The sequence below is a fragment of the Vibrio sp. CCB-PB317 genome (genome assembly GCF_022808245.1).
In the GTDB taxonomy this organism is placed as follows: Bacteria; Pseudomonadota; Gammaproteobacteria; order Enterobacterales; family Vibrionaceae; genus Vibrio; species Vibrio diabolicus.
This window is the reverse complement of record NZ_JALGNU010000002.1, coordinates 60,554-79,424: the sequence shown is the minus strand read 5'-3', so window position 1 is coordinate 79,424 and position 18,871 is coordinate 60,554. Positions and strand designations below refer to the sequence as shown.

The 18,871-nt window shown below is 47.0% G+C and carries 20 protein-coding genes; 9 read left to right on the top strand and 11 right to left on the bottom strand.

Features of this window, described 5'->3' with window-relative positions; genetic code table 11:
• Window positions 1–7: 7 nt before the first annotated feature.
• The 3 genes from MTR11_RS09545 to MTR11_RS09535 all read right to left on the bottom strand — a co-directional run bounded on the left by MTR11_RS09545 (window position 8) and on the right by MTR11_RS09535 (window position 3,285).
• Window positions 8–1,687: an RluA family pseudouridine synthase gene (locus MTR11_RS09545; RefSeq protein ID WP_243327391.1), complete on the bottom strand. Its 1,680-nt coding sequence runs from the start codon at window positions 1,685–1,687 to the stop codon at window positions 8–10.
• 117 nt (window positions 1,688–1,804) lie between these two features.
• Window positions 1,805–2,425, bottom strand: coding sequence for a DsbA family protein (locus tag MTR11_RS09540; RefSeq protein WP_237284563.1), 621 nt, complete (start codon window positions 2,423–2,425; stop codon window positions 1,805–1,807).
• Window positions 2,419–3,285, bottom strand: a complete 867-nt coding sequence (locus MTR11_RS09535) for an MBL fold metallo-hydrolase (protein ID WP_237284564.1) — start codon at window positions 3,283–3,285, stop codon at window positions 2,419–2,421. Before MTR11_RS09535 ends, MTR11_RS09540 begins: the two co-directional genes overlap by 7 nt.
• Before the next feature lie 126 nt (window positions 3,286–3,411).
• Between MTR11_RS09535 and MTR11_RS09530 the strand changes: the two genes are divergently transcribed.
• Together MTR11_RS09530 and MTR11_RS09525 are read left to right on the top strand one after the other, a co-directional pair.
• Window positions 3,412–4,299 (top strand): LysR family transcriptional regulator, encoded by an 888-nt coding sequence (locus MTR11_RS09530; RefSeq protein ID WP_005391995.1) that lies wholly within the window; start codon window positions 3,412–3,414, stop codon window positions 4,297–4,299.
• 95 nt (window positions 4,300–4,394) lie between these two features.
• The gene (locus MTR11_RS09525) at window positions 4,395–5,198 is read left to right on the top strand and encodes a Cof-type HAD-IIB family hydrolase (protein ID WP_046875603.1); all 804 of its coding nucleotides are present in this window, start codon (window positions 4,395–4,397) and stop codon (window positions 5,196–5,198) included.
• 113 nt (window positions 5,199–5,311) lie between these two features.
• Here MTR11_RS09525 and MTR11_RS09520 read toward each other — a convergent pair whose 3' ends face one another.
• The 5 genes from MTR11_RS09520 to MTR11_RS09500 all read right to left on the bottom strand — a co-directional run bounded on the left by MTR11_RS09520 (window position 5,312) and on the right by MTR11_RS09500 (window position 9,785).
• On the bottom strand, window positions 5,312–5,701 hold the full coding sequence (locus MTR11_RS09520; RefSeq protein WP_243327390.1) for a hypothetical protein: 390 nt from the start codon (window positions 5,699–5,701) through the stop codon (window positions 5,312–5,314).
• Window positions 5,702–5,725: 24 nt separating this feature from the next.
• Entirely contained in the window at window positions 5,726–6,823 is a 1,098-nt protein-coding gene (locus tag MTR11_RS09515; protein WP_109169350.1) for a GGDEF domain-containing protein, read from the bottom strand.
• 5 nt (window positions 6,824–6,828) lie between these two features.
• On the bottom strand, window positions 6,829–7,284 hold the full coding sequence (locus MTR11_RS09510; protein ID WP_005391987.1) for a hypothetical protein: 456 nt from the start codon (window positions 7,282–7,284) through the stop codon (window positions 6,829–6,831).
• Between the two features lie 451 nt (window positions 7,285–7,735).
• Entirely contained in the window at window positions 7,736–8,575 is an 840-nt protein-coding gene (gene fghA / locus MTR11_RS09505; protein ID WP_243327389.1) for an S-formylglutathione hydrolase, read from the bottom strand.
• Between the two features lie 61 nt (window positions 8,576–8,636).
• Entirely contained in the window at window positions 8,637–9,785 is a 1,149-nt protein-coding gene (locus MTR11_RS09500; RefSeq protein WP_046875600.1) for an S-(hydroxymethyl)glutathione dehydrogenase/class III alcohol dehydrogenase, read from the bottom strand.
• Window positions 9,786–10,078: 293 nt separating this feature from the next.
• On the opposite strand from MTR11_RS09500, the gene MTR11_RS09495 reads away from it, so the two are divergent.
• Together MTR11_RS09495 and MTR11_RS09490 are read left to right on the top strand one after the other, a co-directional pair.
• Window positions 10,079–10,885 carry an arylamine N-acetyltransferase family protein gene (locus tag MTR11_RS09495; protein WP_243327388.1) on the top strand — a complete coding sequence of 269 codons (807 nt, stop codon included), beginning with the start codon at window positions 10,079–10,081 and terminating at the stop codon, window positions 10,883–10,885.
• 80 nt (window positions 10,886–10,965) lie between these two features.
• Entirely contained in the window at window positions 10,966–11,835 is an 870-nt protein-coding gene (locus MTR11_RS09490; protein WP_005464972.1) for a LysR family transcriptional regulator, read from the top strand.
• On the opposite strand, the gene MTR11_RS09485 is transcribed toward MTR11_RS09490, so the two are convergent.
• The 3 genes from MTR11_RS09485 to kdgR form a co-directional block, all read right to left on the bottom strand.
• Complete coding sequence (locus MTR11_RS09485; RefSeq protein ID WP_021452800.1) at window positions 11,836–12,546, bottom strand: exonuclease domain-containing protein; 711 nt, start codon at window positions 12,544–12,546, stop codon at window positions 11,836–11,838.
• A 2-nt stretch (window positions 12,547–12,548) separates the two neighbouring features.
• On the bottom strand, window positions 12,549–14,417 hold the full coding sequence (locus MTR11_RS09480) for a DUF294 nucleotidyltransferase-like domain-containing protein (RefSeq protein ID WP_243327387.1): 1,869 nt from the start codon (window positions 14,415–14,417) through the stop codon (window positions 12,549–12,551).
• Between the two features lie 83 nt (window positions 14,418–14,500).
• Window positions 14,501–15,283: a DNA-binding transcriptional regulator KdgR gene (kdgR, locus tag MTR11_RS09475; RefSeq protein WP_005460804.1), complete on the bottom strand. Its 783-nt coding sequence runs from the start codon at window positions 15,281–15,283 to the stop codon at window positions 14,501–14,503.
• Window positions 15,284–15,538: 255 nt separating this feature from the next.
• Here kdgR and kduD point away from each other — a divergent pair, with 255 nt between their 5' ends.
• The 5 genes from kduD to MTR11_RS09450 all read left to right on the top strand — a co-directional run bounded on the left by kduD (window position 15,539) and on the right by MTR11_RS09450 (window position 18,836).
• Window positions 15,539–16,300, top strand: a complete 762-nt coding sequence (kduD, locus tag MTR11_RS09470) for a 2-dehydro-3-deoxy-D-gluconate 5-dehydrogenase KduD (protein ID WP_005482916.1) — start codon at window positions 15,539–15,541, stop codon at window positions 16,298–16,300.
• Window positions 16,301–16,318: 18 nt separating this feature from the next.
• A complete protein-coding gene (locus MTR11_RS09465; protein WP_005497706.1) occupies window positions 16,319–16,843 on the top strand; it encodes a YgjV family protein in 525 nt (174 codons plus the stop codon).
• A gap of 7 nt (window positions 16,844–16,850) precedes the next feature.
• Complete coding sequence (locus MTR11_RS09460; RefSeq protein WP_005467181.1) at window positions 16,851–17,171, top strand: cupin domain-containing protein; 321 nt, start codon at window positions 16,851–16,853, stop codon at window positions 17,169–17,171.
• 40 nt (window positions 17,172–17,211) lie between these two features.
• Complete coding sequence (locus MTR11_RS09455) at window positions 17,212–17,847, top strand: RpiB/LacA/LacB family sugar-phosphate isomerase (RefSeq protein ID WP_005460779.1); 636 nt, start codon at window positions 17,212–17,214, stop codon at window positions 17,845–17,847.
• A gap of 77 nt (window positions 17,848–17,924) precedes the next feature.
• Window positions 17,925–18,836, top strand: coding sequence for an alpha/beta hydrolase (locus tag MTR11_RS09450; protein ID WP_140354203.1), 912 nt, complete (start codon window positions 17,925–17,927; stop codon window positions 18,834–18,836).
• The last annotated feature ends 35 nt before the right edge of the window (window positions 18,837–18,871 follow it).

Below are 18,871 nucleotides of genomic sequence, written 5' to 3'. Positions count from 1 at the left end.
GAAGAAGTTAGAACTCGCACTCAGCTCTGAACACCATGCGCTCTTTGCTGTATGGATGATCCAGCTCTAGCATCTCAGCATGCAGGTGTAAGCGATTCGCTTTTTCGCCGTATAAACCATCACCAACCATCGGCATGTTTAACCCCATGTGATGAGCACTGTGTACACGTAGTTGGTGAGTTCGCCCGGTTTTCGGATACATGTATACCTTGCTGCGTCCATCTTTGACTTCAATCAGTTGCCAGTAGGTTTCTGCATGTTTACCGTGTTCAAAACACACCAACTGACGTGGGCGATCGTCGGGGTCGCCACGCATTGGCAGTGAAATTTCTCCTTCCGGCGCGTTCAATACGCCTTCGAGTAGTGCCATATAACGTTTTTGTACGCCGCGAGCCATAAACTGTTTTTGCAGACTTTTGTTCGCGCGTTTAGTTAAGGCAAACACCAAAATGCCAGAGGTCGCCATGTCGAGGCGATGAATCACAAACGGCCCTTCCACATCAGGGAACATCGCTTGTAGGCGCGTATAAGCAGAGTCTTTGATGGTTTTACCCGGTACTGAAAGTAAGCCCGAGGGCTTGTTGACGACGACCATAGCGTCGTCTTGGTAGATTATCTCTAGCTCTTTGTCTTCTGCCCAATTCTCCGCCAATGGGTTAGGTTCGACATCCAGCCCTTGCATCATATGACCCAAAATCGGCTGACATTTGCTGTTGCACGATGGGTAGAATTTTTTGTGTTGGCGAACTTCAGACTTTGGCGACACACCCCACCAAAATTCTGCCAGCGCCAGCGGTTTGAATCCGTGTTTAAACGCGTATTGAAGCAGTTTTGGCGCAGCACATTCCCCCGCACCTGCTGGTGGGATTGGGTTTGTGGTGTCCGCAAAAATGTCCACCAAGTCGCGTGCTTCGCCATAGTTGTTTAGGAAGCGGTATTGTTTATGCAGTTTGTGCTGCAAAGCGTTGGAGAGCGTTTTGCGCTGCTCTTTAAGGTGAGCAAGTTGCTGCTCTAACTCGGCCAATCGCGCTTCTTTGATTGCAAGCTTTTCATCCCACGCTTGCTTTAAGTATTTGAGAACGTTTTTCTCGGCGACACTTTGTTTACCCAACTCATCCAACAAGATTTTGAGGTCATCGGCATTGAGTGTTTGCTCGCCCTGTTGGCGCTGTCGTTTGCGTGCGGCGCGGCCGTCTATCATCACTTGGCGCTGTGTTTGCTCTTCTTGCTGATAAGCGGCTCGGTCGGCTTGGATTTGCGCTTTAAGATCTGCCAATTCCGGATTCGCAGCACAGGTTTTGTACTCCGCATTGGCGGCGTTGATGGCATCCGTTTCTGCGCGGAAGAAGCCTTCATCGGTCAGCATGTCGTACACAGGAGGGACAAATCTTGGAATCAAGTTTTGGTCGGCAATTTTGCCAGAAAACGCACTTAAAAAGCCGAGCTCGCCTTGAGGGCTTTTTACCAGCAATACGCCAAACATTTTGCCTCGCCCCGTTTCTTCATTAACCAAACCAAAATTGTGTTCGAAGTCGGTTTGCGCTAATAAGTGCTGTTGCAATTGCTTTGCGGCCATAACGCAAAGAGGATGCGGCGTGTAGTAGAACGGAAACGTAAACTGCGTTGGTAATTCATAGTCAGAAGTATCAGCAGTAAAACGTGTAAAACAATGTTCAGGCGAGTGCATGGTGGGTATCCGCGCGAGTAAAAATTCGAGCGAGGATTGTACCTGTTTGAGTCAGGATTGCCATGTCGGTGTTGGCACTCGCTCTTGGCTTAAGAACAAGAGCGAGTGGGGAAGAGCTTATTGCAGTTTTCGTAATGCAAGCTTCCACTGTGCCGGTTTGTCGTAGTAGGTCGAGTGCGGCAAGGTCAAGTACTCGCCATTTACTTCTGCAATCAGGGTTGGATAACCACCAACGTGTAACTGGCGCATCAACTGTCGGCTGGAGCGAATTCTTTCGTTTAGCTCGGCTTCGCTTAACGTCATGTTTTGCTCCCACGCATCGTTTGCTAAGCCTAGCGATTCTGCAATGGCTTTGAGCGTCGATGCTTCATTTACTTTTAACCCGAGCTGATAATGCGCGGATTGGATGGCCTTTAGCATGTGCCATGGATTCAGCCCCATTTTCTCCGCACTCAAGATCGCTTGTGTGGGTAGATAAGAATCAAGAACAAACGCATCTTCGCTTTTCACGCGTTGCAGATATGCTTCACCAAACGTTGCTCCGGTTTCGGTTGCGATACGAGCGTCACTGTTGATGATGTGCTGACGAAATTCAGGCTCAATCGCGCGTTTCTCAATCATGCCGCCGGGATGAAGCACTACCTTAAATTGAGAGGTGTCCATCAAGGCTTCGATGAGTGGTGATGCCCCGTAGCACCAACCACACATGGGATCGAAGAAGTAATGCACGGTTACCATGACATTTCACCAGTATGCACTTTTGCACCGATTTCTAGCGCGATTGGTAATTGAACTTCTGGGTATTTCGCTGACATGGTGTCAATGAGTTGAGCGCTGTTATTGCTGTGTTTTTTCGCTTGCTGAAAATCCTGCAAGTATTGTTGCGAGTAGCGAATGGTGTCTGCGTTCAGCTTTGTGCCTGCTTTCATGTGACCAGGAATGACCACTTGAGGTTTAAGCGCAAGCATCTCGCTAAGTTGTTGCTCCCAAGCATTGATAGCGGTTTGGTCAGCGGCATCGGCCATCCACAAATGTACGTTTGAGTACACGGCTACGTTACCTAGAATCGCTTTGTTATCTGGAATCCATAGGTAAGGGCGGTGTGCTGATGTGCCATGGTTACCACGGATTTCAATCTTATGACCTTCTAGCTCTAATGATGCTTTATCGTACGCGACAGGGATCACTGGTTTTACCGGTGCGTTTGCGCCAAGCTTTGGCCCCCAGTACGCCAGCTTTCCAGCCAATTTCTCTTTAATAATTTTTTGAACCGCAGGCGTTGTGATGATCTGCGCATCAGGGAACTGTTGGTGTAAGGCCTCTGCGCCAAAGTAGTAATCTGGGTCCGCTTGGCTGATAAAAATGGTTTTAAGTGTTTTGCCTGAGTCCAGCACTTTAGCGGCAATGCGCATCGCGTCAGCTTTGGTGAAGCCAGTGTCGATAACCATGGCGTCAGTCTCACCGTATACCAAGGTTGAGTTTACGTGGAAGCTGTTACCGTCGGCGTTGTAAACCTCAAGAGTAAGGGGAGAGTGGTTTGCCGCTAGAACAGGGCTTGCCATTAAAATGGATGCAGCAATCAAAGTGAATTTTTTCATAATAAGCTCCTAAAGAATTTGGGGCCAAGCGACCATGGCTTGGGAACGGGAGCTATATTAGGAAATTGATACGCTCGGAAAAATACACAATAATGTGCATCACTATTTCTTATTTCGAGCAAATTTATGGACAGAGTAACGGCAGCAAAAGTATTTGTGGATGTGGTGTATTCTGGCAGTTTTACCGCTACCGCCGAGCGGTTAGACATGTCTCGGCCAATGGTGACTCGTTATGTAGAGGCGATGGAGAACTGGCTACAAACTCGTTTGTTGCACCGCACCACGCGCAAGGTGTCGCTCACCACCGCAGGGGAACGCAGCTTGCCTCAGATTGAGCGTTGGTTAAAACAGGCCGATACGTTGACGTCGAACATTGCCGTTGATGGTGAGCTGTCCGGAAAAATCCGTCTCGCGTCTAGCACTTCATTTGGGTTCTCACAGTTGATCCCAGCAGTAAACAGTTTTATGCAAAAGCACCCCAAAGTGCATATCGACATAGATCTGCAAGATTCAGTGAGTGATCTAACCGAGCAACGCATCGATCTGGCAATCCGAATTGCGTCAGATCCCGATCCTTCTTTGATTGGTAAGCCGATTGCGGTGTGTGAATCGGTGTTGGTGGCATCGCCGCAATACTTGCAAACTCATCGCGCGATCGCGCATCCGCGAGATTTATCTTCACACGACTGTTTGGGTTACAAAAACTTTGAGCGTCACGTGTGGCATTTGTCTCAGGGCGACCAGTTCGAATCGGTGGGAATTGAGTGTCGCCTAACCAGCAATGAGGCCACGGCGTTATTGCATGGCGCTTTGCAAGGCATGGGTATTTCGATGCTGCCAACCTATTTGAGCAATATCTATCTGCAATCGGGTCAGCTTGAGTCAGTGTTGCCGGATTGGAAGCCAAATGATCTCAACATTTACGCGCTTTATTCATCGCGTAAGCACTTGTCTCCTGCGGTGAGAGCCTTCATCGATCACAGTGAAGATTACTTTAAACAGCACCCTTGGTAATCGCGAAAGGCGTCGTCATCCCGACTTGAGATTCATACAAGATCCTGTACCTTACATGGATTATATTTTCGCAGCGTCATTTAGAGTTTTAGTTAATGTCACAAGTTCGCATCAAATTTATTGCTTCCGATATGGACGGCACCTTGCTTGACCAATACGGTCGTTTGGATCCAGAGTTTTTCGATCTGTTTTTGCAATTGGAAGAGCAAGGTATTTTGTTCTCCGCTGCGTCTGGTCGTCAGTATTACAGCCTGCGTGACACGTTCGCGCCAATCAAAGATCGAGTGTTGTATGTGGCCGAAAACGGCACCTTGGTGATGTACCAAGACAAAGAGCTCTACAGTTGCACCATTCCTAAAGCGGAAGTGGCGGAGATTGTGAAAGCGGCTCGTGAAATTGACGGGGCGAACATCGTATTGTGTGGCAAGCGCTCGGCGTACATCGAAACGCATGATCAGCAATCGCTGGAAGAATTTCAAAAGTACTACCACCGCTGTGAATACGTGCCGGATTTGCTTGAGGTCGAAGACGAGTTTATTAAGGTGGCAATTTGTCACTTTGACGGTTCGGAAGAGCTCCTGTTCCCGACCATGAACGCGAAGTTTGGCGCAACGCATAAAGTTGTGGTGAGCGCAAAAATTTGGCTGGATGTGATGAATGCCGAGGCGTCTAAAGGCGCGGCCATTCAGCACCTTCAAGAGACGATGAATTTTACTCCGGCAGAAACCATGACGTTTGGTGATTACCTCAACGACCTCGAAATGCTGCAAGTCAGTGAGCATTCGTACGCGGTTGCTAACGCGCATGAAGAGATTAAGAAAATCGCTCGTTATTCTGCGCCAAGCAACCAAGAGGCTGGGGTACTAAAAGTGATTAAAGAGAAAGTGTTAGCGAAGTAACGCTCATCCTTTCGATGTTCTTTTCTTGTTAACGTAAAAAGCCCCGCAGTGCATGCGGGGCTTTGTTTTTTTGTGTGTGTGTGGTGGGAGGGGGGTAGTAATGTTCCCGTTTTTTAGCGCACGTACTTAGCGGTTGCGCTGACCAAAAAGTGCTGCAACTTTCCATTCGATTTTGGTACCCACAAGTCGTTGTGGTATTGGTAGATACGGCCATTGACGGTCACAGACAAGGTGTTATCACCCGTTTTTTCCATGCGAATAAACTGATCCGAAGTGACCAAAAACGGCTCTTGCTCTTCAATACTTTGACCCGTTGCCAATACGAAGTAGCCGAATCGGTTGCCAGCATCCGGATCGGTTGAGTAGATTCGATGCCCAACGAGGCTGTAGTCGTCGTTGAGTGCCTGCTCAAGCGTTTTTTGCCCGATGGTTTCGTGCGATGGGATAAATACCCAAGCCAACACACCTGCCGCAATGACTGCTAGTAGAAGCAGTACTTGCATGAACTTTCTCATCATAAATACCGTTTAACGTTGAAATTTCATTTTGTACATGCGCTTATCCGCTATGCTGATAAGAAAGTCAACATTGTTACTGTCTTTTGGGTATTGCGCTAAGCCCATGCTGGTTGATAGTGTTGCGACGTTGTCGGAATTTAGTATTGGCGCATCAAATACCGCATTGATATGCTCACGAACGCCTTCTTCATCAACATGCTCCCCTTCGAGGATGACGGCGAACTCATCGCCTCCCATGCGATAGACGGTAAAATCATTCAACGCCATAGATTTAAGCCGTCTAGCAATTTCACGCAGTACGGTGTCTCCCACTTGGTGACCGTGTGTATCGTTGACACTTTTAAAACCATTTAAATCTAAAATCCACAGAGAAAAAGGCCTTTTCTCTTGAGTGAGCTCATTCAGGTTGATAAATAGTGCATTGCGATTTCCAAGATGAGTAAGTGGGTCGCTGAGCGCCAGTTTTCTATGGAAATGGGATTCACGATAAAAGAAATAAGTCAGAGACAGGATCGACAAAACGAATGTAGCAAACAGCATATACTGCGCTTGCATTAACCGTTGCGTTTCTCCTTTCTGTGCCTCATAGACTTTGCTGCTTAGGCGAAAGTTCTGATTAACGAAATCGACCAAGCTTAAGTACAGTGTTTGAGTGGATCGATAAAATTGAGCCGCAGCTTGGCTATCGCCAGTTCTTGCTTCAACTAATTGCGCTTCCAGGCCCTGAAATTCCTCAAAAAGATCAATGAAATACTGATGCATATTATTTCGAGAGAAAAAAGTGTAGGCTTCATTACTACTAATTAATAAATCGAATCTACTCCAGGCCAATTCATATTGCAGCTCTGCACCTTCGATATTTAATACATTTTCATCGACTCGTCTCGCTTCTCCGACAAGTTCCGAAAGCTCTTTAGAGAGTTGGAATAAAAACCAGGTCGCTTGTTTTTGCTCATTATTAAAGTTTTGTGACAGTGCGCGTGTCTGCTGCAGAAGCAATACATTTGCGAGAAGCAAAGAAGTGGCAAACACCACAAGCAACATTTTACTGGTTGTAGAGTATTGTGGTGCTCTCTGCTTTTGATGGGTGGGTTCTGATAACTTCATTCTTATTATTTTGCTTTCATCTCATTTACTTGCCAGACCATTTGCGCGTGATATTTATTGTAGTTGAGCTCAGGATAGAGACTAAGAGAGTATATTACCCAAAATGGCCCCTTATTCCTGACTTTTATATAGTGTTGATCTTGTTGGTAAGCCAGTATTGGTTGGTATCTAAGAATGTCTTGTCGAGACAGTGTCGAGTGATAGTCATTCAAGCTACTGACATCAACTTGTTCTGGCACTTTGCCATAGACGTGGGTGAGGAGCGTGCTAAGTTTGACCCCAAGAAATTCAGAAGAAGCAGGGATCCAAGGCAGCGTGGTTGTGTAGCTGGTGGTTGGTAAAGATTGAATCTCTTCCAGTTTTAATGTGACACTAGGTTGTTGGCTACTGCTAAATACGATCGTACTTGCAGATAAGAATGGCGCAACAAAAAACAGACCTAGCGCGACTATCTTTTTCATCATATGCCCTTTGAGTTTTATTCTTTTTGCTGAGCTAGGACAAAGGTGCTAGCGGTACTTTATTTGTAATTGTAATAATAGAGCCAACCGGATGAGATTTTATAATATGTTATGTTTGAAAAGTAACTGTCGGTTTACTGTACGTCAAGGTTATTAAGTGACTTCTTAATTAAAAGGTCAGAAATATGCGTTATTATTTCGCTCTATAACGAATTCGTGTCAGTTCGCAGATTTTTAATGGAAATTAATCCTATTTTCAACCGATGAATTGTATTGTGAATGAGAATTAGAAGGGTTAATGATTGAGGTACAAGCAAATCCGATTTCATCCTTACATTGTTCTCTATCTTTATTCCAATGTTATTTAAGATTGGTATGTTAATGCGCACCAAAAATAAAGCCACCTAGGTAGGTGACTTTATTTTTTAATTCATCAAGTTACTTCTATGAATTAGGCAAACAAATACTTCGCATGGAAGTTGAGATGATCGTCAATAAAGCTTGAGATGAAATAATAGCTATGGTCATAACCAGATTGCATTCTTAAGTTCAGGTTTGAATCATGCACTTTTGCTGCAGCAACCAGCGCTTCTGGCCTAAGTTGCTCGTTGAGGAAGCCATCAGCATCACCTTGATCAACCAAAATAGGAAGTGGTGATTGTTTTTGCTTGAGAAGCTCACTTGCATCGTATTGTTTCCAGCTTTCAATATCTTTGCCTAAGTAAGCAGTAAAGGCTTTTTGTCCCCAAGGGCATTGGACTGGGTTACAGATAGGGCTAAACGCCGATATTGAGCGATATTGTTCTGCGTTTTTCAGACCAATGGTTAATGCTCCGTGACCTCCCATGCTGTGCCCAGAAATGGATTTTACTTCTGAGACAGGGAAATTGCTTTCAATGATCTCTGGTAACTCTTTAGTCACGTAATCGTACATGAAGTAATGCAGTGACCAAGGTGCTTGAGTCGCATTAAGGTAAAAGCCAGCTCCTTTACCCAGGTCATAGTTTTCATCGTCAGCGATACCTTCGCCTCTTGGACTCGTGTCCGGAGCAATGATCGCAATGCCAAGCTCGGCCGCCATACGAAATGCGCCCGCTTTCTGCATAAAGTTTTCATCGGTGCAGGTTAAGCCCGACAACCAGTATAAAGCGGGTACGGGGTTCGATTTAGTGGCATTCGGTGGTAAGAAAATCGCAAAGCGCATCGTGCAGTTTAGGGCTTTGGATTCGTGTGTATATTGTTTGTGCCAACCGCCAAACACTTTGGTTTGGCTTACATTTTCAATGGTCATGAATAAACTCTCTAACAACAGAATGAATTCAGGCTCCCCAAAAGGAGAGCCTGAGGTAGCATTATTGATCCATATGAATAACAGTACGGATGCTCTTACCTTCGTGCATCAGATCAAACGCTTTGTTTACGTCAGCCAATCCCATTGTATGAGTAATGAACTCTTGCAAGCCAAACTCACCAGCCATGTAACGGTTTACGATTTCTGGAAGCTCAGAGCGGCCTTTAACACCACCGAAAGCCGAGCCACGCCATACACGACCAGTTACGAGCTGGAATGGACGAGTTGAGATCTCCTGACCTGCACCCGCAACACCGATGATCACCGACTCACCCCAACCTTTGTGACAACACTCAAGTGCCTGACGCATCACGTTTACGTTACCGATACATTCGAATGAGTAGTCAACACCACCGTCAGTCATTTCAACAATCACTTCTTGGATAGGCTTGTCGAATTTCTGTGGGTTAATCACATCGGTTGCGCCTAGCTGTTTTGCAAGATCGAATTTGCTTTCGTTGATATCGATACCGATGATGCGGCTTGCACCCACCATGCGTGCACCGATGATCGCTGAAAGACCGATACCACCCAGACCGAATATCGCAACCGTGTCGCCTTTTTCAACTTTTGCCGTATTCATAACTGCGCCCATACCGGTTGTTACGCCACAACCTAACAGACACACTTCTTCAAGTGGTGCATCTTTGTTTACTTTCGCTAGCGAGATTTCAGGGAGTACCGTGTACTCAGAGAAAGTAGAACAACCCATGTAGTGGAAGATGGTTTCACCGTTGATAGAAAAACGGCTCGTGCCATCTGGCATCAGGCCTTTACCTTGTGTTTCACGCACGGCCTGACAAAGGTTGGTTTTGCCCGATTTACAGAACTTACACTCGCCACATTCTGCGGTGTACAGTGGAATTACGTGGTCGCCTACCTTAACGCTAGTGACACCTTCGCCCACCATTTCAACAATGCCGCCACCTTCGTGACCAAGAATAGAAGGGAAGATGCCTTCTGGATCGTCGCCTGACAGAGTGAACGCATCAGTATGACAAACACCTGTTGCGACGATGCGCACTAGCACTTCACCCGCTTTAGGAAGCTGTACATCCACTTCTTCCATTTTCAGTGGTTCGCCAGCGGCCCACGCAACCATTGCCTTGGATTTGATGTGAGTTTGACCAGGTTTGATTTCAACAGTCATTGGATTTTCCTTTATATTCTCAGTATATGGAGTGACGTAATAAGCGTAGTTAAGGTTTGCTTACTGCGCTGCGTCGTTTTGTTGGTATCTATTCTAGGTGTTTCAATAAAAATGATAATCCGTCCATTTTGAAAATGATTTTTACATATACGTAATAATGGTAAGGTAAGCAGATTATAAGAGTGTGATGCCTCCTCAACGCGGAAGGGAAAGCGGAAAAGGCAGTTGACCTGAAGTTAGGTAGAGGGGCTAGAGTAGAACGCAATCAACCCATCAGCGAAGTAAGAGTGATTATGAACAAGACGGATCTGAATGCCTATTTAAACAAGCTCGGTTTGCCAAGAGAGCTACCTGCCGATTTAGAAACATTACATAAAGTACACGTGGCACAGCACCGCAGCCTGCCGTTTGAGAACTTTGATATTGCGTTGCAGCGCGGCATCTCTGTTGAGATTGAAGACATCATTCAAAAAACCGTGTATCACTCTCGCGGTGGTTACTGCTTTGAATTGAATGGCTTAATGCTTGAGGTACTCAATACTCTCGGATTTGAAGCACGCAGTTTACTAGGACGTGTGCATGTGTCGGGCACACCAACGGGCCGTAGTCATCAAATCACGTTGGTAACGCTGGATGAACAAGCATGGATTGTCGATGTGGGCTTTGGCTCCAATACGCCGCGTGCGCCATTGCCGTTTATCCTCAACCAAGTGATTCAAACGGATTTACAAACCTTCCGCTTTGTCGAAGATGCTCAGTTTGGTTACTTCCTTCAAGTGTTGTCAACGGACGGAACGGACACGTGGAACAACCTTTATAGCTTCGATTTAGAGTTTGTATTTGCGGGTGATATCGCGTGTGGCAACTTTTTTACCTCCACTTCTCCTCACTCGCGTTTTACCAGCGCAAGAGTCGCGGCTAAAGCAACAGAAAGTGGGTTGGTGACATTGCTTAACTACACACTCAAATACACCAGCCAAGGTGAGCAGACAGAATTGGAGTTAGAGCCAGGCCAAGCCTATCTGGATGCATTGAAAGAATACTTCGGCATTGAACTTGATGCGCAGTACGGCGATCTTCGTCCGTTGCCTGATGCGTAAAATTCTCCCGTTTTCAAAGCGTAGCGCGACGAGAACATTTTCATCACTATTTGTCTAAAAGAGGTCGACAGGAATACAGCATGGCGAATTGGGAAGGGGTCAGCGAATTTGTTGCTGTGGCGGAAACCAACAGTTTTACCGGAGCAGCAGCTAAGCTGAAAACATCGGTGGCACAAATCAGTCGTCGGGTATCGGCACTTGAAGAAAGACTTGCGGTGAAATTGCTGCATCGCACGACGCGAAAAGTCTCCCTGTCTGAAGCCGGACAACTCTATTACCAGCAGTGTAAACATTTGGTGGAAGGGTTAGAACTGGCCGAGCTTGCCGTAACGCAAATGCAGACCGAACCGCGCGGTTTGCTGCGCGTGACGGCTCCTGTGACGTATGGGGAAATGAATCTCGCGCCGCTTTTGCATCAGTTTTTGGAAAAGTACCCGCGTGTGGATCTTGATTTAGTGCTGACCAACCAAAAGCTGGATTTGATTGAGCAAGGTGTGGACGTGGCGATTCGTCTTGGCCGCTTGCAAGATTCCAGCATGATCGCCAAGCGTCTTTCCTCACGTCAAACCTACGTGTGTGCCAGTCCGATGTATTTGGAGCGTTTTGGTGAGCCACATACGTTGTCGGAATTGGGACGGCATCAATGCTTGGTTGGCTCGGTCGACTACTGGCACTTTAAGGAAAATAAACGCGATAAATCTTTACGCGTGTCGGGACGGATTAAATGCAACAGCGGTTTTGCTTTGGTGGACGCAGCGAAACGCGGTCTGGGTTTGGTGCAATTGCCGGACTACTACGTGCAAGAGGCGTTAGACAGTGGTGAGTTGGTCGAGGTGCTGACCGATTACCGCGACGATCGCGAAGGCATTTGGGCGCTGTATCCGCAAAGTCGCAATTTGTCGCCAAAAGTGCGGTTATTGATCGACTTTTTGGCGCAAGAGTTGGCATGATCAGCGCATCAACTGACGCAACGTGACATCCGGAAGCGCGGTCAGTTTTTTACTTTGCACCAAGAACAATTCCGCGCACGCCAAGGCATCACTGGCGGCTGAGTGCGATAAGTACCCCGGCAGGTGATAGTAGCGGCGCAAATCGTCCAACTGATAACTGCTGTGCGCGCCGCTTTTCCCTGCATAGCTAAACTGCTTTTCGATTTGCAGAGTGTCGATAAAATACGCGGGGAAATCCTCTACTTGGTAGCGAGAGGAAAAGTAAGCGTGAATGAAGGCTTTTTCAATGCAGCATCCGTGGGCGAGCACCACTTTTCCTGTGATGCGTTCCAACAACCGATTCATCCCCTCATCCAATGGCAGTCCTTTAGCGAGATCTTGCGGAGTTAAGCCATTAATTTTCGCTGTTTCTGGTTTGATGAATTGTCCGTGACAAATGTACCACTCTTTGGAGCTGGCGATATCAATGCCGTCCAGCGTTAGGTCAACCACGCCAATCGATAAGATTTTATCACCTTGCGCGTCCACGCCTGTGGTTTCAAAGTCCAACGCAACAAAACTCAAATCCTTCAAGGTCGTTGAGTCATCCACCAAAGGCCGTTGAAGATAGTCTTTCAGCACCATTGGCCAATCGTCAATAACGTGAATGGCTTGGCGTTTTTGCTCAGGAGAGAGCGGCGTTTCCCACCGCTTAAACCAACGTTTAATCATGGTTACGCCCCTTTCACAAACTTCAGTTTCGCGACATCTTGCAGCTCACTGATGATCTTAAATGCATCCTTTAAGTGCTTGCGCTCAAAGCTACTGAAATCATCGGGTGCGATGTGGTTGTCTGGAGTGGTGCCCGCCAGAATCGCATTGAGTTGATGACGGAAACGTACCTGAGTAATAAAGCGATACGCGCCAATGATGTTTTCAACACTGTCTTTCGACAATGTGCCGTGCTGGGCTGCGTAGCGAAAACGCTCTTCTGTGCCAGTTAACGAGCCGCCAGCGGCAAGACTGAAAATACGCGCCAGATCGATGATCAGATTCAAGGCGTACTTTTTGATGTTTAACGTGTTGCTGTTTTCCCCACCTTTTTCCAACACCAAATTGTTGAAAATGCCAAGTGGCGGCTGAGTGTCAATCGCATCGCGCACCAACGCTGGTATAAAGCTCGGGCTCTTTTGAATACAATCATGCAAGTGTTGTTGGATTTGGTCGATAAACTCGCGGTTGCCGTGAATGGCACGCACTTCAAGGAACACGCTAATGCTCAATAGTTTGTTGTATTCCGGGCTAGCCACCCATTTCTGATAGTACTCTTTCCAACGACGAATTGGCTGACACCACTTTGGTGACGCTGCCATGTACTTGCCGTCGCAAAGTGGATAGCCGCACGCCGCTAAACCATTACACACCCGCATAGCAAGGTGAGTGAAGTACAGTTTATGTTCTTCGGTGGCGTCATCGGAAAGCACAATCGCACTGTCTTGGTCCGACAGCATGTGCACTTCGTTACGGGCGTGAGAGCCTGCAACCAACCACGCGTAATCACACGGCGGTGGGCCCAACAGTTCTTCATTGAGCTGGATGATGCGGCGCGTGAAAGCGTCCATGATCATCGACATCACCCGACCCTGAATTTCCGCACTCACACCGCTTTCCACCAACGCTTGGAAAATGGTTTGACGTTCTTCTTTCAAAGCCGCCAGCGCGTTGAGTGAACTCGCGTATTTGATTTTCTCAATTAAGAACAAAGACTGCGTGCGGTGGTTATGCACTAAATGTGTTGTCGTTAGAAGTCCTTTCACTTGCTTGCCATGTACCACGGGCAAACAGCGAATGTTGTACTGCAGCATCAAGGAAATGGCTTGAATCACTTTAGCATCGTCTTCGATCAACACAGGGTTTGGCGTCATCACGTCGGCAATGGGCTGATTGGTATCCATGTCTTGCGCGACGACCGATTTCGTCATATCTCGGTCGGTGACTAAGCCAATAATTTCGCCTTCTTTCATCACAACGGCACAGGAGCTGCGTTGTTTGCCGCACATGGTTTGCGCCACACTGCGGATAGAGTCGTTCACATCGACAATCGCAATGTTTTCGCTGGCGATCTCGCCAACAGTACGAAAGAACAGCCCTTTTTCTTCTTTCCGACAAACGTACTTCACCGCAGAACTCAAGCGCACATTGGCTTGGGCGGCAAAATAGTCGGCAAATTCTGGGTGTTCTTCGCTGACCAGTTTTAGCTCAGAATGGGGGATCAAATAGAGCAATGAATCTTCAATCGCTTCCGCTTGGTAACCATCTTCGGCATTTTCGAGTGGGTCGAGGAAAGTAAAACCAAATTGGTCATCTTGCCCAAGGCGCGCACGTAGTTCGCCATTAGGCGTGCGCTGTTCAATGGCGCCGGTTCGGATGATGTAGAGGTAACGTTGATCGCACAAGGCGCTAAAACCGATGGTTTCACCCCTCACGAGGTACTTGACCTTGACGGAGTTCGCGATGCTTTCAACCACAGGTTCTGGCAGTTTATCAAAGGGGTCAATTTTGATTAAAAAGTCGAAGATGTTTGGAGTGACGGATGTGCCCATGGTTTACCTCTAAAATGAACCGGTGTTTCAACATTGTTCTAAGTGGCAAAAAAAGCAGCCTCGCGGCTGCCTCTTGTTTCTGATTATGCCGGGTAATCGTGGTAACCCAATTGCTCAGAAATGTTTTTACCTGCTTGATGCAGTAAGCCGACGTAATATTCCATTCTCTCTTCATCGAAACGGATGGTTGGGAATGAGATAGACAAGCCAGCAATGATTTGACCAAAGCGGTCATAAATCGGCGCAGCGATACAACGAAGACCTGGTTCTTGCTCTTCGTTATCTTCTGCATAGTGGAAATCGCGCACTTTCGCCAATTCTTCTAGCACTTGATCGGTGTTTTCCAATGTTTTTTCTGTGTGCTTAATGAACTCGACATCGCTCAATACGTCACGAACGAAGCTTTCATCGCGCTCAGAAAGCAGCACTTTACCAATCGCAGTACTGTAGAGCGGATTGCGACGACCGATGCGCGATTGCATGCGTAGGTTGTAGCCAGAGTCGATTTTGTGGATGTAAATGATGGCATTTTCATCCAGCGCACCAAGGTGCAAGGCTTCGTTGGTTTGTTCTGAAATGTGGCGCATTTCTTTGTCGGCCAGTTCGATCAGATCGACGTACTCAAGCGATTTTGCGCCCAACTCGAACAGCTTAAGTGTTAGAGAGTACTTATCCGCTTCGCCTTCTTGAGACACGTAACCGAGCGATTTCATGGTTTGCAGAAAACGGTAAGTAGTCGCTTTCGACATCATTAGACGTTGTGAAAGCTCTGAAACGCCGATGGCTTTCTGTTCACCAAGTGCTTGAAGAATATGAAAAACCTTAAGTACTGACGAAACCGCTTCAGGCTGAGTCGACTTTTCCATTGTTGCCCCTTTCATTCTTAGTTTTCTGCATTATATCGCTGAAAAATTTAAGAACCAGTATTTTTAAAATGCCTTTTCAAAAATTTGAAACCGCGCAATTAAAGAATCCAGAAAAACTAGATCGCAATCAATATTTTTAAAACGCCTTTTCAAAAAAAATTGCAAACAGTTTCTTTTTGGGTCAGGATGAATGCATACAAAGTGACATGGCCAAGACGCCAAATCACGACATTACCTACTATTGAGGAAAACGACATGATTCTTGATTCATTTAACCTTGAGGGAAAAGTGGCCATTGTTACTGGTTGTGACACTGGTCTTGGTCAAGGTATGGCGCTTGGTCTAGCAAAAGCGGGCTGTGACATTGTTGGCGTAAACATCAGCGAACCAACAGAAACGATTGAGAAAGTAGAGGCTGAAGGCCGTAAGTTCGTCGATATCCGCGCTAACTTAATGAAACTAGACGACATCCCAACTATCGTTGACCGCGCAGTAACCGAACTTGGTCGCATTGATATCCTAGTGAACAACGCGGGCATCATTCGTCGTAACGATGCCATTGAGTTTTCTGAGCAAGATTGGGATGACGTAATGAACATCAACGTGAAGTCTGTGTTCTTTATGTCTCAAGCGGTTGCAAAACAGTTCATCGCGCAAGGTGAAGGCGGCAAGATCATCAACATCGCATCAATGCTTTCTTTCCAAGGCGGTATTCGCGTGCCTTCTTACACTGCGTCTAAGAGTGGCGTAATGGGTGTGACTCGCCTAATGGCGAACGAATGGGCAAGCCACGGCATCAACGTAAACGCGATTGCTCCGGGTTACATGGCAACCAACAACACGGCGGCATTGCGTGCAGATGAACAGCGCAACAAAGAAATCGTAGACCGTATTCCTGCTGCTCGTTGGGGTACGCCAGAAGATCTAGCTGGCCCTTGTGTATTCCTAGCGTCTAAAGCTGCGGATTACATCAACGGCTACACCATCGCAGTAGATGGTGGCTGGCTAGCGCGCTAATCGAGTTGCGAGAAGGTGATGGTGGATACCACGATATTAGCGCAAGCTTTAGGGTTTATTAGTTTTGGTTTGGGATTCTCCGTCTTCTACCAGAAAAATGACAGGCACCTAAAAATCTTGATGCTGATTTTTAACCTCAATCATCTTCTCCACTTTTTATTGCTGGGTTCGATGGTCTCTGCGCTGAGCGCATTGCTGTCGGCGCTCAGAACGACCACGGCGATTTTTGTCTCGTCGAAACGAGTCGCTGCTGTCTTTATTGTTATCAGTTTAGTCAGTGGCTTTTGGGTAGCAGAGCAATGGCGTGATTTATGGCCGATTATCGGGACGGTGATTGGTACATACTCGGTGTTCTGCTTGTCAGGGATCAGGATGCGCATTGGCTTTTTGCTCGGCGCGTCTTGCTGGCTAACCAATAATATTCTGGTGGGTTCCATTGGTGGAACGTTGTTAGAAATGACCGTGATCGTGATGAATTTATTGACGATTTATCGCTTACATCGTCAGCAATCAGAATCCATGATTAATCAATCAAGTTATTAGGTGAACCATGTTCGTATTTAACCAAGACATTCCGATGGAAGATCTCGGCGAAGGGATTTCACGCAAAGTACTGGCACACAGCGACAACATGATGTCGGTAGAAGTGCACTTTGAAGAAGGTGCAATTGGTGCGATGCACTCACACCCGCACGAGCAGCTGACTTACGTGCTTTCTGGTGAGTTTGAATTCACCATCGGTGATGAGAAAAAAATCGTCAAAACGGGCGATACTATGTACAAAGAGCCAAACATTGAGCATGGCTGCGTTTGTCTGAAAGCGGGTGTACTTATCGATACTTTCACCCCAATGCGCAAAGATTTTGTTTAAGAATTGAAATTTGAATGCGGAGTTTCCGCAGGAGTAACACATGAAAATTGCACTAATGATGGAAAACAGCCAAGCAGCGAAAAACGCAATGGTGGCTGGCGAGCTTAACTCTGTAGCAGGTGGCCTTGGTCACGATGTTTTCAACGTTGGTATGACGGATGAAAACGACCATCACCTAACTTACATTCACCTAGGTATCATGGCGAGCATTCTGCTGAACTCAAAAGCCGTGGACTTCGTGGTAACTGGTTGTGGTACAGGCCAAGGTGCATTGATGTCTTGCAACTTACACCCTGGCGTTGTTTGTGGTTACTGCCTAGAGCCATCAGACGCGTTCCTGTTCAACCAAATCAATAACGGCAACGCGATTTCTCTAGCATTTGCGAAAGGTTTTGGTTGGGCGGGTGAATTGAACGTTCGTTACATCTTCGAAAAAGCGTTCACAGGCAAACGCGGCGAAGGTTACCCAATTGAGCGTGCAGCACCTCAGCAAGCGAACGCGGCTATCCTAAACAACGTGAAATCAGCGGTAGCAAAAGACGTGGTTGAAGGTCTACGTGCTATCGACCAAGAGCTAGTGAAAACTGCAGTAGGCAGCACGCAATTCCAAGAGTGTTTCTTTGCGCACTGCCAAGTGCCTGAAATTGCAGAATATGTGAAGTCGCTACTAGACTAAGCACTCATTTTATCGGGAAATAGGTTAAGGCCAGCCATTGAGCTGGCTTTTTTTGTTTTTAAGCCGGAGAGAATGCCATGCACGTTGCGCCGATTACTTCACTACAGACTTGGTTTCCTGAGCATCCCGTTTTGCCTTTGTGGTCTGAGCCTCAAATCCCCTCCCATCTGGTGCAAAGTTATCAAGAAAGAAATCCGAACGAGTTGTTACCAGATCGTGCAGTGTTTGACATCACGCATCCCGAAATTGTCGTGTTTGAACCAGAGCAATCCAACGGGATTGGTATTTTATTGATGCCTGGTGGCGGTTATCAGCGAGTCTCGGTGGATAAAGAAGGGGCGGACAGCGCACGCGTGTTGAACCAAGCAGGTTTTACCGTGTTTGTGATGACCTATCGCATGCCAAACGAAGGGCATGAATTTGGAGCTTGGACGCCACTGGCGGACGCGCAGCGAGCAATGCGTTTGGTGCGTCAGTTGCCTTTGGCGTCTCATTTATCATCGATTGGTGTGTTAGGTTTCTCGGCTGGCGGACACGTTGCAGCGAGCTTAGCGACGAGTCACGCATTGGATATTTATCCTCTTCAAGATGAGGCGGACCGTGTATCTGCCAAGCCCGATTTTTGCGCTTTGATGTACCCGGTGATCAGTATGAACACCGACATTGCGCACATGGGCTCGCGTGCCGAGTTACTGGCTAATTTGGAACGTGAATCTGACCTTCTCCGATTCTCGCTAGAAAAACAGGTGACGTCAGACATGCCGCCTTGTTTTCTTTTACATGCCAGTGACGATACTGCCGTGAGCGTGGAAAACAGCATCGTGTTTTGGCAAGCACTTCGCCAGCACGAAATCGCGACCGAAATGCACTTGTTTGAGCAAGGTAAACACGGTTTTGGTATTCGCGATGCGCAAGGTTTGCCTGTTGCGGCGTGGCCGCAATTGCTCTCTGCATGGCTACAAAATCTGACCGAGAAAGCACGCAGATAGATCAAGCTCACGAAATAAATGAACCGTTGTTTTAT